A 15,467-nucleotide genomic window follows, 5' to 3' on the forward strand; every position below is an offset into this window, starting at 1 on the left:
TGACAGCTATAGAATAAAGCATCGCAGTACCATTTTTAGTAAGGATAGTGTTCAAAATTAATTAGCAAAATGTGTTCAAAACTACTTGACGGTTACAAGATTCTTATTTATATGCCTTAGAACAATTGGAAAATAGAAGAAAAAAAACTATAGCCTCAAATTCTAAGGTCAGATGGAAAATAAATAATTGGAAAGATTTATTAACAGAAACTAATTTTCCATTGGAATTTAATCTACTACATTTATATAAAACAAATACTAAAATAGTACAAAGTATTGTTAATGATATATTAATGGTCTCTGCCGGAGCAAGTAAGGAAGAGACTAATAAAAGATTAACAATTTTAAATGAGTTCATTTATACTTTTTTGAAAAATAAAGATAATAAATATTAATACATATACACCATCGAGTTGAGAATATACTCTTAAACATTATTAGATACAAATAACTTCAAACCTCAGAAAAATTCAGATCAAAAAAGTTGTACTAATTAAATCTAATTAAAGCAAAAACATCCTACCAAAAAAAATGGTGGATGTTCTTGTTTGTAACCAATAATGATCAGTAATGATCACATTAGCAACACTAGTCATAATTATAATATCCACAATATTTAACTTTATACAGTTAACGATAAATTTGATAAAGTAAGGTAGTAATTGAATAAACGGATAGGAATCTTTTATGAAAAAACAAGTTTATATTATTGAAGGGGAAGTTCCTGACATTAATAAGAATGAGGAAATGGTTGAGACTATCTTTCTAAATACAAGGTAATAGATCGAAAAGCATATAAACGTGATGGCTCATCTTCAAAACGAGGCATTAGTAAAGAACAAGTTTATGTTCTTGGACAACCTCTTCTATGATCGCACTACCTTATTAGACTGCTTAACCTTGAAAAACACCCTATAAGTCTTTACATCATTTTCACGAGCAACTAAATGTGTTAAATAAAGTGCAGTAAAAGGATTCATAGCATTATCAAATATTATCATATCTTCCTTTACACTTCTAAGTGTACCTAACATCTCATTTACATAATCCTTGTCTTTGTCCTCATACTGAGCGTGTCGTAGTACCTCCTGGGTAAAACAATTAACGAACTCTAAACGGAACATTAAAACAACTCTCCTAATTTTGTAATCACTTACATTCTAAATATATCGAAAGTCTATAACGGGAATCTGTAAAAAACATCACTATTACTAAAAATTTATCACACTCAAGTAACGGTAGCTTTAGTTCAATAATCTAACATATAAAAAATGCTCAGAGTTTACGCTCTTAGGTTAAACAAACGGGTGCGTTGAACCAAGAAGGGTTAAAGCACTTTTTTGTTGAAGTTATTAAACTAAAGGGGAAGATTAGTTATAGAAGAAATAATATTTTTTAAAATAATACCTTGCATTATTAAGTAGTATAAAATATATTAGATTAAGGAGGTGGACAAAATTGGAAGTAAACAAAGAAGTTTTGAAAGGTCATATTGATACATTGATTCTATCGGTTTTACATATGAGAGATATGTATGGCTATGAATTAGCAAAATTAGTTCGTGAAAAAAGCGAAAACCAATTTGAATTAAAAGAAGGAACGCTTTATTTGTCTTTAAAACGATTAGAAAAAAATAAATGGATTTCTTCTTATTGGGGTGATGAACAAGGTCCAGGTGGAAGAAGAAAATATTATAAACTCACGTCTTTAGGTGAAAAGGGTTTTGAAGAAAAGCGTAAGGAATGGCAATTCGTAAAAACAATAATTGATTCATTTTTAGAAGGGGGAGAAAAGTAGTGAAACAAATAGATGAATTTGTTAATTTGATATATTCAGATGTTAAAGGGAAAGAAGCAATTGAGTTAAAACAAGAAATGCGTTCACATTTATTAGAAGCTGTATCAGAATTAAAAGCAGAGGGAAAATCAGAAAAAGAAGCGATAGATATTGCTATTAGTCGCTTTGGAGATGAAAAACAAATTACAAAAGGATTATTCACATTATTTAAAACCCAAAACAATGTCATTAAAAACTTATTTCGAACATCTATTGTTGCTCTGGTTTTAGGTTTAATTGTTTTGATAGGATTGATCTGGAATGAAAACAACAATCAAAATAGACTTCATAAGATAGACCAAACAATAAATAGTGTTTTTTCAATGTTGAGTGATGGTACATTTTCAGAAGAGAATAATAAAAAAATAATCTCAATTGTTGAAGCAACAAAAGAAATTGAATACTTTGTTATATATAAAAATCCTGAACCAGGGAAAGGTGTACCAAAGCAAGAAATAATAAAAAACTGGGAAGTAGCCGTTGAATCTGGAGATTCATCAATCAAAGGTTCTACTGAATACGTTTGGATGGATATAAAAGACCCATATGAAAACTATTATATGGTTGCTGGTTATCATCAAATTTCAACTTTGGACAACTTTTACTCGATTCCAATTGGTCTATTTATTGCTTTTGCTGTGCTTGGGTTAACTTCAACTTTCTTAAAAATTAAGACAAATAGAAAGATGTTAAATGCCTTTATTAAATGAAATAGGCTATTTGATTTATGTTTTAGTAGGAGGGAAGAAAATATTATAAACTCACGCTTTAAAAGAAAAGCGTAAGGGATGGGAATTTGCAAAAAAATTATTGATACATTTATTGAAGGGGGAGAAAACTTATGAAGCAATTAGAAGTATATGTTGATGAACTTTACAAAAATGCAAGTGGAAATAAAAAAGAAATACAAGATTTAAAAGCAGAAATGAAAAGTCATTTACTAGAAGCTGTTTATGAATTAAAAGCAGAAGGCAAATCTGAACAAAAGGCGGTTCAAATTGCCATAGAACGATTTGGAAAAGAATCAGAAATGCGTTCAGTTATTAGCGAATTATTTAGAACTCAAAAAGTATTTAGCAAAGTGCTGCTTTATATAGGTATAGCCATTTTACTCCTTTCCGCTACCGTATTTGGGTATTTTTTAAATATTGGAAATGAACGAACAATGGAGCAATCCGAAATTGCTTATGCAATAGGAAATATGATTGAAAGTGATCCAGAAGTATCAGAATCAACAGAGGAGAAAATTGAAATATCATTAAATGATGCAAGTTATATTAAAAAAATGAATGTTTATCTAAATGAAGATAGAGACAACCCTGTGTATAAATTAGATAAAGGCACTAATCAAACCTTTTCACTGGTGTATAGTGATTTGTACTATGGAAGTGGCGATGGAGAAAGTTTTGTAGAAATTGAAGTTCTCGATTATCGTGACATTGGATCTCTTACACTCTTTTTGGGTGTCGCTTGTTTTGGAATCCTTTTCCTTATATGGGCTATCATAAATGTTTATCATAGAAGAAGAAATACTTGTTTAAGAGACGGAATGAAGTTTTTAAAGCTAATCACAAATTAGAGGTCGGCTTTCTCAAATAAGACAAACAATCCTTAGATAAGGTATTTCACAAACGCTTGTGTTTCGATATAAGAGGAAATACATTTTTTTATTGGAGTAACGGGTGCGTTGATCCAAGAAGGATTAATACACTTTTTTGTTGAAGTTATTAAGCTAACGGGGCAGGTTACTTCAATAAGATATTGCACCGCAATAAAATTTTAGAAAATTCCTATATATGTGTTTTTTCGCTTACACTAAATGGTATTATTAAACGAGTGGAAAGAAGTGGAAGGAATGGGTGAGTAAATGGGAAGTTGGAAGAATCCTATTCTTCTAATATCTGGAATTGGTATTTCATTTTTAGGGAATTGGATATATTTGATTGCACTTAATATTTCAATTTTAAATTTGACAGGATCTGCTGCGGCTGTTGCGGGACTTTATATTATTAGACCTATCGCAATTTTAATTACAAATACCTGGTCAGGTAGTGTAATTGATCGAGTAAACAAAAGAAGACTAATGATATTTATAGATATTATAAGAGGGTTATTGGTATTCATAATTCCTTTTATCGGAACACTTTGGCTTATTTATTTCATTTTACTATTAGTTAATATGGTTGGAGCTTTCTTCGGACCAAGTTCATCTGTATACATAACAAAATTAATACCTACAGAAAACCGAAAAAGATTTAATTCCATTATGAGTATGACAAATTCAGGTGCATTTCTGATAGGTCCAGCAATTGCTGGAATTTTAATTATGTATTTCGGTACAGAGCTGTGTATCGTAATTAATGCAATTACTTTTATTATCTGTGCGTTCTTCATTTATCTTCTTCCTAACGTGGATGAGAATGTAAATAGTGTGCGAGGTCCAATACGTTGGCAAACTCTTATGAATGATTGGAAAGCAGTAAGAGAGTTTACTATGAATGCTAAGTTTTTCATTTTAATTTACTTAATATTTCAAGCTGCAATGTTAATTGGATTTGCATTAGATTCACAAGAAGTTACATTCATAAAACAAATCCTTCTATTATCTGATCGTGATTACGGATTAATTGTTAGTATAACAGGAATAGGTGCAATAACAGGTGCTTTTATATCTGCAATACTAGCGAAGAAAGTACCACTAAAAATCTACATAGGTGCAGGGATGTTTCTAACATCAATTGGTTATGTATTCTTTTACTCTTCATATAACTTTATAACAGCTACCGCTGCGTTTATATTTTTAGGTTTCTTTATGACATTTGCTAACACAGGATATGCAACCTTTTTTCAAAATAATGTGCCGGTTGATATTATGGGAAGGTTTGGAAGTATAGCAGATATGTTACAAGGAATAATCCAAATTGGATTTACACTAATCTTAGGATTCTTCGCTGAATGGTTCTCTTTGCAACTTGTATGTCTTTCTTTTTCTATTGTAGGAACTTTATTTGCTCTGGTCCTACTTATATCAGTATTAATACCAACCAAAGCTCATTATTTTATTGAAGATGGTAAAGCAGTAAGTACTTAAGAGAAACAATGTTGCGAAAATAAAATCTGGAGGTCATATTATGGATAGAAAATATAATGATTTAATCGGAGATATTTTAGCAAGTTCTGGGGAAAAAGATAACGTTAAAGCGAAAGGTAAACCAATATCTAAAGATTACTTACAAATGGACACATATCAGCACTTTCAAAAAATAGCAAAGGAATCTGGATATTTACCACCTTGGTTAAAATTACAGAAAGAGATTGCTCAATTAGTACATTCTTGTAAAACACAACAGGACGTTGAAGAAATTAATGAGAAAATAAAAAGACATAACAAAATATGTCCTAGTCAAATGCAAAAATATTTAATTTCCCTAGATGACCTTGAAAAAGCGAAAAGAATTTGGTGAATCCTATTTTGTGTAACCGTCAACGACATTAAGAAAAAGGGATGATTAAACTAAACGGGTGCGATGATCCAAAGAAGGATTATCGATTATTTTTGTTGAAGTTATTGTACTAACGAGGCAGTTTAGTGGAAAAAGAATAGTTGGTTGTTGGTTGGTGAAAATATACCTAAATATAATTTAGGGTGATGTAAATGAAGAAAAGTTTCTTTTTTTTAATGCTTCTTTTCAGTATCTTAATTTGTGGGATAAATAATGGAACGGTATATGCAATTACAAACGATAAGCCTCAACCTTTAGAGGAAATATATCCTGAAATTGGTTATAAGACGGTTGAAGAAGCTGTAAAAGAATTTGAGCAACATTTCAAACAAGACTTAAAACTACCTCTAAGGATCCCACCTATAAACTTTACTCATTATTTTGGAAGGTTTAGTGATTTAGATGGCGACATAAACGATTCTTTTGAATTGAAGTTTATAAGTGATGAATCACCTGAAAATCATTACAAAATAAATGTTCGACCTGTTAATCATAAAATTCCAATAAAGGATAAGTACATTTTTAAAGTGTTTAAACTAAAGAACGGAAATGAAGCAAAATATATGGAGTATAAAAGTTTTGGTGCATTAGTCTTTGAAAGAGATAATTGGCAATACATACTTAGTATTGATAAAAGGATTTCTGATAAGGTTACTCCTGAAGTATTAGTTGAAATAGCTAATTCAATTGATTATCCAAGCGAAAAGAAAAATCCATTACAATAACAGTAATGTTTATTAAGCTAACGGGTGCGGTAGTCCAAGAAGGATTATCGCTTATTTTTGTTGAACTTATTCTACTAACGGAGCAGTTTAGTTCAAGAATTTAACTTTTAGAGGGCTGAATAGCCGCCATTTTTTTTGCTTTAAACTATTAGGAGAAAAATAAACTTTTTTGAAATTATTTAAGCCAAATTAGGGAGATGCCCGTCTATAAAGAGATAGAAAAAATGGAGGTGATAATTATCAAGGAATTAGTGAAGAAGGCTCAAAGTGGTGACAGACAAGCATTTATAAAGTTAATCGAAGAGTACCAAGATGACATTTATCGAACGGCATTGATTTACACAAAAAATCAAGATGATGCACTTGATATTGTTCAAGAAACTGCCTTTCGCTCATTTAGTAAAATCAAATCGTTAAAAAGCCCCCAGTTCTTAAAAACGTGGTTGATGAAAATAACTATTAATGCTGCGATTGATTTACTAAGGAAGAAAAAAAATGTCATTCACTTAAAACCAGAATATACAGAATTTATTGGTACTGAAGACGGTGATATTCCTTTGTCGATCACGCTTAAAGAAGTAATAAATAAATTAAATGAAAGAGAAAAAAGCATTGTTCTTTTGAAGTATTATTTCAATCATACATTTAAAGAAATTTCTGACATAATGGATATTCCGTTAGGTACAATAAAATCCATTTTGTACCGTGCATTACAGAAAATGCGTTTAGAAATAAAGGAGGATGATATTTGTGGAAAATAAACTAAAAGAGGAAATACAAGAATTGAAAATTCCGAGAGAAAAGATTCAACAAAGGATTGAAATAGGGGTAAACCAAGCTGAGGATAAGATGAAACATAATAAGAATAATCATTACCCTAAGTGGATTTTAAACTTGATTGCTTCAGTTATTTTAATCGGTGCGACATTAACTTTTGGAGGGTCTTACATAGCCGATGCTGCTGATTCCCTTATCAATAAAGTATTTGGGTCTAAGGAAGAATTAATGAATAATTTCGAAGGGGAAAGTGAAGAAAGTCTAGTAGGACTTGAACAGGACCTTTCATTCATCGAAGATCAACTAACAGAAGAGGAATTTGCTGACTTGACACAGCTTTCGAAAGAGCAATTTGAGATTGTTAAACAAATGAATTTAGAAAATCGAAAATCACCTAATGAGGAGGAAGAAAAAAGACTCAACGAAATACAAGAAAAATTACAAGCGTATGTAAAAAAAGCAGAAGCTAATAAATAAGAATCTAGTATAATGGCTTAGTTGCTTGTTAAGCTAACGGGTGCGTTGATCCAAGAAGGATTAAGGCACCTTTTTGTTGAAAGTATTTAACTAACGGGGCAGTTTAGTTAAATTGCAGGTAAACTTAATACTAATGTTGAATTATAATAACTTAGCCGCCATTTTGTTTGGCGGTTTTCTATTGCCAATAAGAAAAGTTGAAAAAAATTATAAATTTTTGTAACGAAAATAGATTTAATCGGATATATAGACGAAAGGAGGAAGAGGCTTGGGAGAATTAGATGAGATATATAGTAATTATGCTGAAGAAGTTTTCAAATATCTAATGTGTCTTTGTCACAACGCAGATTTATCTGAAGAACTAACACAAGAAACCTTCTATCAAGCTGTAAAATCAATTGATAGATATAATGGTGAATGTAAAATGTCAGTTTGGCTTTGTCAAATAGCGAAGCACTCTTATTATAAGTACCTGGAACGTAATAAAAAACAGCAAAGTGATATTGCTCAAGTTAACTCAATACATACTTCTCCTGAAGCTGAACTTATTCATTCGGAAGACAAAATTGCTCTATTTCGAATAATACATTTACTTGAAGAACCGTATAAAGAGATGTTATTTTTGAGAATCTTAGGTGGTCTAAGTTTCAAAGAAATAGGAGAAATTCAGATGAAAAATGAAAACTGGGCAAGAGTTACATTTTATAGGGCTAAGATGAAATTAAGGGAAAGGAGTAAGGATAGTAATGGACAATAAATGCAATATAGTGAGAGATTTACTACCATCTTATATTGATCATTTGTGCAGCCAAGATAGTATAAATTTTATTGAGGAACATTTGAATTTTTGTAATAAATGCAGAGAAGTATTAGAGGATATGAAAAATGATGTCGATTTGCCCAATAAGATAGATGAAGTGTATAAAGTGGAGGTGAAAAGACCGTTTAACAAAGTATCCAGTTTCTTCAAAGGACAAAAGAAACTGACGAATTATTTATTTATAGCAGCACTCTTCTCCTTCGTTTTTGGATTCATTTTTCTAACTCAATCGATTATGAAGTATAGCGAACATAATGAAGAAGTAACTGAGTTAGAAGTAGTGGACCAAGAAAAAGAAGCCATTATTGATGATGTATTTCATATACTGGAATCCTCAACTGAACTTACTGATAAAGAAGAAAAACAACTTATTACCATTTTTAAAAAGTATAATGAAAAACTAAATTTATTAGCTGTTTTTCCAGCGAAAGATATAGAAGACTGGCTAAAGGAAAATGCTGCTGTGAAACAGAAACCTACAACAATATATCCGATTGAATACAATAAAGCTACCGTCGTTATTGGCAACGAGGGGATACTTAGGAATAATGAGACTATTACTCCTAGTGGTTATGATTTAGGAACCGTTGTGATGGCAAAAAAACGGTGGGTTATTCAATATGAATATAAGAGTTCGTATGAAAGAACTATTGAGAGACATCACCAATTAACTTATTACGGACCAAGCACTTGGAGTATATTTCAGACACCAATATTATTATTTACTTTATTTATAATCCTTTTGATGTTTTGGATATTTTTTAGGAGGCAAAATAAACGTCTTAAAGACCTAATGGGATAATACTTTGGGTTCTAGCCTTACTTAAATTAACGGGGCAGGTTAGTTGAAGAAAAATGTAGTCCATTCTATTTGAAAGCATATATAGATTAAATGTTGATTCTTCGAAAAGAAGAATCTTTTTTTGCAACATTTTTATTTTTAAATCGTCTAAAGATTAGATTTATAAAATTTTGGGGGACAAAAAATGAATATACAAACGGAGGAACAAGAGAGTAACAAGAGAGAACTACTTAAATATTTAATGGATGAATATGGGGATAGTGTAAAACGATTAGCATATTCTTATGTGAAAAATTGGGATACATCTGAAGATATAGCACAAGATGTTTTTCTTATTTGTTACAGTAAGTTGGATGACTTTAGAGGAGACAGTTCTTACAAAACTTGGATATATAGAATTACAATTAACAAATGTAAAGATGTACTTAAAAACAAATGGTTTGCCAAAACGGAATTTTTTGGATTCATTTCATATTTTAAATCAACTTTTTCAGTCGAGGAAGAAGTCTTAAAAAAAAGTGCAGAAATCGAATTGGCTGAAAGTGTTTATTCATTACCATTAAAATATCGAGAGGTCATTATTCTTTATTATTATGAACAACTTAAAATAAGAGAGATTCACGATTTAACAGGATTAAATAGCGAAACAATCAAGTCAAGGTTAAAAAGAGCTAAAAGTTTACTACAATTAAAATATCGTGAGGTGGAGTAGCGTGGATGATAAGCTGAATAATTTAAAAATAATTCTTGATAAGACAGTCTACTCAGGTACTACTTTTAGTAAATTCTCAAAAGTAAAAGTTTTACAGGAGATAGATAAAACTTCCAAGAGAAAGCATATGAACTTTATTAAGCCACTTATTTCGTATGTTGTTTTAACTTTAATCTCAATAGGAATTGGAACATATACATTCATCGAAATAAATGAAAATAATGCAGTAGTACCAACTGAACATACAAATGAATATGAGAACTCTTCAAACAATAATGAAGGATTAGAAATAGAAACTACTACAGAAACAGAAAATGAAAACAATGATACCCAAAAGGATATTAGTGTAAACGATCCTACAATGAGTTTTCCTTATATTATTTTTAATAATTACTTTTACAAGAAAACAGAAAAAGTAATATCAGAAGAGGAGCTTGATAAAAAAGTAGGAGAAGTTAAGAGAATAGGTGACTGGAATATAAAAAAATCTGGGGATTCAAATGAAATTCCACCTGGCCCAATCTATTCTGTGGTTGGATACGATTCAGAAGAATACATTGCGGGAAAAGGGGTTATCTATGAAAACAATACAAATAAACCAGGGTATATTCTATTTAAAAAAGAAGAGCCTGTTGAGCAAGTTGATTCAATAGGAATAATTAACGCTAAGGGTGATCCTGAAGAAACGGAAATAGCTTTTAATAATATAAAAAAACTAATACCAGAATTATTAGGTTTTGAAACACTTAAAGATAAATATACTTTATTCTTAGTTTCTTATCTACAAGAAAGTGGGCCAGGAGTTGAGTTGATTTACACAGATATTAATGGAAACGGACTCTTTATCAGTGAATATCAGTCAGACTTAGCCCCATCAAATTCTCGACTTGTGGAAAAGAAGGATGTTCGATTAGAAGAATGGTTTAAACCAGTGATTGTTGAATCGTTCAGTTTAAATGGGATTGAATGGGAATATTTTGAGGACAAGAATTATAATGATTTCTTTTTATTAGGAAGGAAAGGTGAATTTTACTATGAAATTACCTTTCAAGGAAATTATACGATAGATAATTTAAAGGAAATAATAAATCACTTTAATTAAACACCCTTATTGAGAATGGTTATAAATCTAAGAACAATGGAGGGTTGGGGCAATTCTTTTTCTTATTCAACTAATGGTGCGTTGATCCAAGAAGGATTAATGCACCTTTTTGTTGAAGTTATTTAACTAACGGGGCAGGTTAGTTCAATAAAATATTTCAGTTTCATCCATTAAAAGGGTAACCAATGTTAATATTAAAGTAGATATTGATAATACCTAATAGGAGGAATTTTAATGGTTGTCGGCTTAATTGTATTGGGAATTATTCTATTGATTTTAGGATTTTTAACACCTATTGCTTCGGGAACAACTGTATTAATTTCTGTAATTTTATTTGTTTTAGCACTGGTGATCTCATTAAAAAAAAGAAGGGTATCAAATAACTGAATATTAAGCTAACGGGTGCGTTGATCCAAGAAGGAATAATGCGTTTTTTTAGAAATTATTAAACTAAAGATGCAGTTAGTTGAAAAACAACTACATCTTTAAAGAGAAAAAGTTTCTTGATAAAATACAAATGATTCTTTAAATTTCCGTCCAGGAACCTTTTTGCCATCATTTAGCTGTTCATACGGTTTTTCTCTCCAAGTAACAATGACTTCAATTTGCTTGGCATTAATCGATACTGGTTGGTTACTATGATGATAGAAGTCCTGGTCTATTGACGTTACTTCGCTAAGTCCAAACATAGTCTTGGTACTAGGCTCATCACGATATACTTCGAAAGTTAGATCGTATACCTTATCACCGATGTTTTTAATATCAATACTATATAGATTGAAAACATCCTTCTCCTCTTTTAATTTTTCCGTCTCAGCTTTTCCGATAGTTACTTTCCACTGGTTAGAGGATTGGGTTACTGGTAGTTCCTTTATTGAAGCAGCACTTACCGAAAGGGAGCTACTTACAATAGTAAGAACACTCATTATAGCCAAAAAAATATGTTTCATTTTTCATTCCTCCTAAAATATTAAATCGAGATTATTATTACCTTATTTTTACAAATTAATGTATAGTTTTTTGAGTGGGGATTGGAAAAATATGTTAACACTGAATTTTATATGATACTTGAAACCCGTTATTATACATCTTGGGTTTCTTTTTATTGATAAAAAATCAGCTAATAGATAGAGATTTATAAAATGCTTATTGAATTAACTGGTGCGTTAACTTAAGAAGGATAATAAAAAAGTTGAACATCATTAAAATTCATAATCCAGAATCTTTGGATGCCGGTTTGTTTTTGTATTCAAATTTACAAACTATTTATATAATTAAGGATATATAGTAAAAAAATCCCATATGCAGGGGGAGATTTATTTGAAAGAAGGAAAAGTCTATTTTATTAACACTCCTAATCCGAATCGTCCCATTGAGCTGAAATATCTTGCTGAAGTTGATGACGACACCCTGGAGTGGTTTGAAAAACAAGAGGATGCTTTGATTTTCTTGTTTGATAATGGTGTGAGGAAATATAAATATTTAACTAAGGAACTATCGGAATATAAAAGTTTAAAAAACTTACAAACCTACGAGTTATGGCATATAGGAAATCGTGTTGGGTATGTTTCCTACGACTATGAAAGATATGTTGATCATAATAATGAAATACAAAAAAAGAGTATATGTATGGAGGTTCATAGGGTACGGTAGAAGTTGTTTCACAGAAACAAAGGATGAATTGGAAGATAAGGTATCGTCACTCATTCATCACTATAAAGAAGATCCAGATGAACGTGGCTACAATACTTATCCTTATTACACGAGATATTATCGATAAAGGAGTATCGTCATAATGAAAAACTTTATTGCTTTCGATTTTGAAACAGCGAATAGCAGCCGACATAGTATTTGTTCAGTAGGAATGGTCTTCGTGAAAGACGGAAAAATTGTTGACTCCATTTACCAACTAATTAATCCGGAAGAAGAATTTGACGAGTTCAATATAGGTATAAATAATATAACACCTAATAATGTAAAAGATGCCCCGACATTTAATGTTTTTTATAACTCTATTAAGGATAAAATTGATAATCAACTAATGGTTGCCCATTATCTAGCATTTGATGGATATGCTCTACGGGATAATCTATCAAAATATCAAATACAGCCTTGTAACAACCAATTACTTTGTACATATCAATTATCAAAAAGATTATTAATTGGACAATCAAGTTATTCGATTAAGTCCCTTTGCCAATATTACGGAATTGACCTGTATAATCATCATCACGCTTTAGCTGATGCTAGAGCGTGTGCAGAATTGATGAGTAAGCTTATTGAAGAAAATGAGTTAGAAGATTTAGAGTCTTTATTTGAAAAAACCAGAATCCGGCCGGGAATTCTTTCCCCGGAAAAATTTCGCTCTTCATTAGTAAGTAAAAAGAAACAGAAATTTGATTTATCCGAAATTGAGGTTTCTGAAGATGCTGATACAACTAATCCGTTTTTCAATAAAAATATAGTTTTTACTGGAAAATTAAATGTTTTTACACGCAAAGAAGCTGCACAATTGGTTGCTGCTAAAGGCGGAAAGCCCCAAAATGGGATTACTAAGGAAACTAACTTTATTATCCTTGGTAATTTTGATGATGTAATGATTAAAGGAAATAAATCTTCAAAGTTGGAAAAAGCTGAAAAAATGATTAGGGAAGGAAAAGAATTGGAGATTGTTAGCGAAGAAGATTTTATGAAGATGTTATAAGGTGGAAGTACGAAAACGCTTGGATGTAGTGATTTTTCCAGGCGTTTTTACTATGAAATAAAAAATTACTAAAATTGAGAGAAGTAATGGTTCAATACAGTTTAAGAAGCAGGGCAAATTGTGAGGTGACAGGATTGATGAGGGAAAAAGTCAATAGGGATTTGACGTATGGATAAAAATCTTTTTATAGAATAAAAGAAATTACATCTGTTGGTGAAAGTTGTAATCCTAAGTATTTGGTATGTATAAAATGTTTCCTAATGGAAAATATATTACATATCTTTTAATAATAGGTGATGATATGCTATCAACTTTTCCTTACCCTTATCCTGAAGAAACCTTATATAGTTTAATAGCCAGATATAATATGTATTCTGGCAACCTGAATTACAAACATACTATTCAGGATTTATACGGAGAAACGGCAAGAAGGTCAAATCCTGAATTTACATCAGGTATTGAAACATTATTAAATAGAATTCCACAAATCGGACTTTCGGCAGAAGATATTATATATAATCATACTACCTTTCCATTTTATTCAGCCTTTATTCCACAAGATAGAGTTCGAAAAATGGAGATTGATATGATAGCAAGTAAAAGAAGCGAATTAAATACTTCTATTGGAATAAATGCAAGTTCGATTACTAATTTTCGATATTTAAAACATTGTCGTATATGTATGCTTGAAGATGACGAACAGTATGGCGAAACCTATTGGCACCGAGTTCACCAAATCCCGAGTGTTTTAGTTTGTCCAAAACATAAACATCCATTAACAAAGTTAGATAAACAATTGTATGAAACTAATCAGCACGAATTTCTTTTAGCATCAACAGATATATTTGATTACTCTAATGAACCTGTTTATTTAGATGAAACATTAGAAGAACTTAATACATTTTCACAAGAAGCACAGTGGCTTTTAAATAATAAGGTTATTGTTCCGGATTATAATTTTTATAGGGATAATTATATTTCTTTACTAAAGGAGAAAAAAATTGCATCAATTAATGGTAGAGTGAATCAGAAAGAATGGAAAGAATTGTTTTCACAATATTTCAATGAGGAATTCTTAACATTAATGGAATCAAATATTAATGATCAAAGCAATAACTGGCTAGCTTCGATCGTTAGGAAGCATAGAAAAGTATTTCATCCCATAAGGCACATCTTAATAATAATGTTGTTAAATGGTGGGCTAAAAAATTTCTATAATAAAAAACATCAATTCTTACCTTTTGGAAATGGTCCTTGGCCTTGTTTGAACCCAGCACATAAACTTTATAGAAAAAAGGTTATCAGGAAAGCAAGTATTACAACTGGCTCGAAAACTAAGATGCCTGTAGGTACATTTGGCTGTAGCTGCGGGTTTGTATACTCAAGAAGTGGGCCCGATAAGAATGAAAATGACCAGTTTAAAAGAGGGAGAATTATAAAGTTTGGACCATTATGGAAAGATAAATTACTTTCGCTTACAAAGGAAGGACTATCTATAAGGAAAGTTGCTTTAAAGCTAGGGGTAGATTCTAGAACAGTGAAAAGTCAATTGTTGTTAATAAATACTGAGAATGTTCAAGAAAAAAAAACCAATTCAATCAAACTAAATAAAAATAGAGAAATTTGGAAGAGTTTAATTGTGAGTAATCCAGGTATGTCAGTTAAACAGCTTAGGGGATTAAATAATACAGTTTATATGTGGTTATATAGATATGATAATCAATGGTTAAGCGAGGTTTCAATAAAAATTAAAAATAGGATAATTATTAAAAATGAAAGGATTGACTGGCAACAGCGGGATAGCGATTTACTTATTGAAATTAAGGGAATTATTGGGGAATGGAAGTTAGGCGACAAAGAAAAACCAATAAAAATTACTAAGACAGGGATTGCAAATAAAACATTAAAACCACATCTTATATTAGGTAAAGAGGATAAGATTCCGAATTCAACAAAATTTATCAAAACTGTTGTTGAGACAGACGAACAACTGTCTCTTATACACATCT

18 protein-coding genes are annotated in these 15,467 nt (G+C 30.8%); 16 read left to right on the top strand and 2 right to left on the bottom strand.

Annotation, left to right across the window (positions count from 1 at the left end):
* Nucleotides 1-866: 866 nt before the first annotated feature.
* Nucleotides 867-1,124 carry a hypothetical protein gene (locus E1I69_RS22075; protein WP_136381692.1) on the bottom strand — a complete coding sequence of 86 codons (258 nt, stop codon included), beginning with the start codon at nucleotides 1,122-1,124 and terminating at the stop codon, nucleotides 867-869.
* Nucleotides 1,125-1,458: 334 nt separating this feature from the next.
* Here E1I69_RS22075 and E1I69_RS22080 point away from each other — a divergent pair, with 334 nt between their 5' ends.
* The 13 genes from E1I69_RS22080 (at nucleotide 1,459) to E1I69_RS24765 (ending at nucleotide 11,141) form a co-directional block, all read left to right on the top strand.
* Complete coding sequence (locus E1I69_RS22080; RefSeq protein ID WP_136381693.1) at nucleotides 1,459-1,797, top strand: PadR family transcriptional regulator; 339 nt, start codon at nucleotides 1,459-1,461, stop codon at nucleotides 1,795-1,797.
* Nucleotides 1,797-2,546, top strand: a complete 750-nt coding sequence (locus E1I69_RS24865) for a permease prefix domain 1-containing protein (RefSeq protein WP_207308600.1) — start codon at nucleotides 1,797-1,799, stop codon at nucleotides 2,544-2,546. Before E1I69_RS22080 ends, E1I69_RS24865 begins: the two co-directional genes overlap by 1 nt.
* Nucleotides 2,547-2,677: 131 nt before the next feature.
* On the top strand, nucleotides 2,678-3,415 hold the full coding sequence (locus E1I69_RS22090) for a permease prefix domain 1-containing protein (RefSeq protein WP_136381694.1): 738 nt from the start codon (nucleotides 2,678-2,680) through the stop codon (nucleotides 3,413-3,415).
* A 288-nt stretch (nucleotides 3,416-3,703) separates the two neighbouring features.
* Nucleotides 3,704-4,927, top strand: coding sequence for an MFS transporter (locus tag E1I69_RS22095; RefSeq protein WP_136381695.1), 1,224 nt, complete (start codon nucleotides 3,704-3,706; stop codon nucleotides 4,925-4,927).
* A gap of 40 nt (nucleotides 4,928-4,967) precedes the next feature.
* Nucleotides 4,968-5,300 (top strand): DnaJ family domain-containing protein, encoded by a 333-nt coding sequence (locus E1I69_RS22100; protein ID WP_136381696.1) that lies wholly within the window; start codon nucleotides 4,968-4,970, stop codon nucleotides 5,298-5,300.
* Between the two features lie 191 nt (nucleotides 5,301-5,491).
* Entirely contained in the window at nucleotides 5,492-6,064 is a 573-nt protein-coding gene (locus tag E1I69_RS22105) for a hypothetical protein (protein ID WP_136381697.1), read from the top strand.
* Between the two features lie 224 nt (nucleotides 6,065-6,288).
* Complete coding sequence (locus tag E1I69_RS22110) at nucleotides 6,289-6,825, top strand: sigma-70 family RNA polymerase sigma factor (protein ID WP_165439184.1); 537 nt, start codon at nucleotides 6,289-6,291, stop codon at nucleotides 6,823-6,825.
* Entirely contained in the window at nucleotides 6,815-7,318 is a 504-nt protein-coding gene (locus tag E1I69_RS22115; protein WP_136381698.1) for a hypothetical protein, read from the top strand. Before E1I69_RS22110 ends, E1I69_RS22115 begins: the two co-directional genes overlap by 11 nt.
* Before the next feature lie 268 nt (nucleotides 7,319-7,586).
* Nucleotides 7,587-8,075, top strand: coding sequence for an RNA polymerase sigma factor (locus E1I69_RS22120; protein WP_136381699.1), 489 nt, complete (start codon nucleotides 7,587-7,589; stop codon nucleotides 8,073-8,075).
* Entirely contained in the window at nucleotides 8,065-8,940 is an 876-nt protein-coding gene (locus E1I69_RS22125) for a zf-HC2 domain-containing protein (protein WP_136381700.1), read from the top strand. The genes E1I69_RS22120 and E1I69_RS22125 overlap by 11 nt, the downstream gene beginning before the upstream one ends.
* A 184-nt stretch (nucleotides 8,941-9,124) precedes the next feature.
* A complete protein-coding gene (locus tag E1I69_RS22130; protein WP_136381701.1) occupies nucleotides 9,125-9,652 on the top strand; it encodes a sigma-70 family RNA polymerase sigma factor in 528 nt (175 codons plus the stop codon).
* A gap of 1 nt (nucleotide 9,653) precedes the next feature.
* Nucleotides 9,654-10,754: a hypothetical protein gene (locus E1I69_RS22135; protein WP_136381702.1), complete on the top strand. Its 1,101-nt coding sequence runs from the start codon at nucleotides 9,654-9,656 to the stop codon at nucleotides 10,752-10,754.
* 234 nt (nucleotides 10,755-10,988) lie between these two features.
* Nucleotides 10,989-11,141, top strand: a complete 153-nt coding sequence (locus tag E1I69_RS24765) for a hypothetical protein (protein ID WP_165439185.1) — start codon at nucleotides 10,989-10,991, stop codon at nucleotides 11,139-11,141.
* Nucleotides 11,142-11,239: 98 nt separating this feature from the next.
* On the opposite strand, the gene E1I69_RS22140 is transcribed toward E1I69_RS24765, so the two are convergent.
* Complete coding sequence (locus E1I69_RS22140; RefSeq protein WP_136381703.1) at nucleotides 11,240-11,704, bottom strand: hypothetical protein; 465 nt, start codon at nucleotides 11,702-11,704, stop codon at nucleotides 11,240-11,242.
* Nucleotides 11,705-12,074: 370 nt separating this feature from the next.
* On the opposite strand from E1I69_RS22140, the gene E1I69_RS22145 reads away from it, so the two are divergent.
* From E1I69_RS22145 to E1I69_RS22155, 3 genes are all read left to right on the top strand, one after another.
* Nucleotides 12,075-12,407, top strand: a complete 333-nt coding sequence (locus tag E1I69_RS22145) for a hypothetical protein (RefSeq protein ID WP_242634675.1) — start codon at nucleotides 12,075-12,077, stop codon at nucleotides 12,405-12,407.
* Between the two features lie 142 nt (nucleotides 12,408-12,549).
* Nucleotides 12,550-13,458 carry an exonuclease domain-containing protein gene (locus E1I69_RS22150; protein WP_136381704.1) on the top strand — a complete coding sequence of 303 codons (909 nt, stop codon included), beginning with the start codon at nucleotides 12,550-12,552 and terminating at the stop codon, nucleotides 13,456-13,458.
* A gap of 301 nt (nucleotides 13,459-13,759) precedes the next feature.
* Nucleotides 13,760-15,467, top strand: a 1,708-nt coding sequence (locus E1I69_RS22155; protein WP_161974964.1) for a TnsD family Tn7-like transposition protein, incomplete at its 3' end; no start/stop codon positions are given.

Origin of the sequence: Bacillus timonensis (genome assembly GCF_004799755.1) — a bacterium.
GTDB classification, from domain to species: domain Bacteria; phylum Bacillota; class Bacilli; order Bacillales; family Bacillaceae_L; genus Ferdinandcohnia; species Ferdinandcohnia timonensis_A.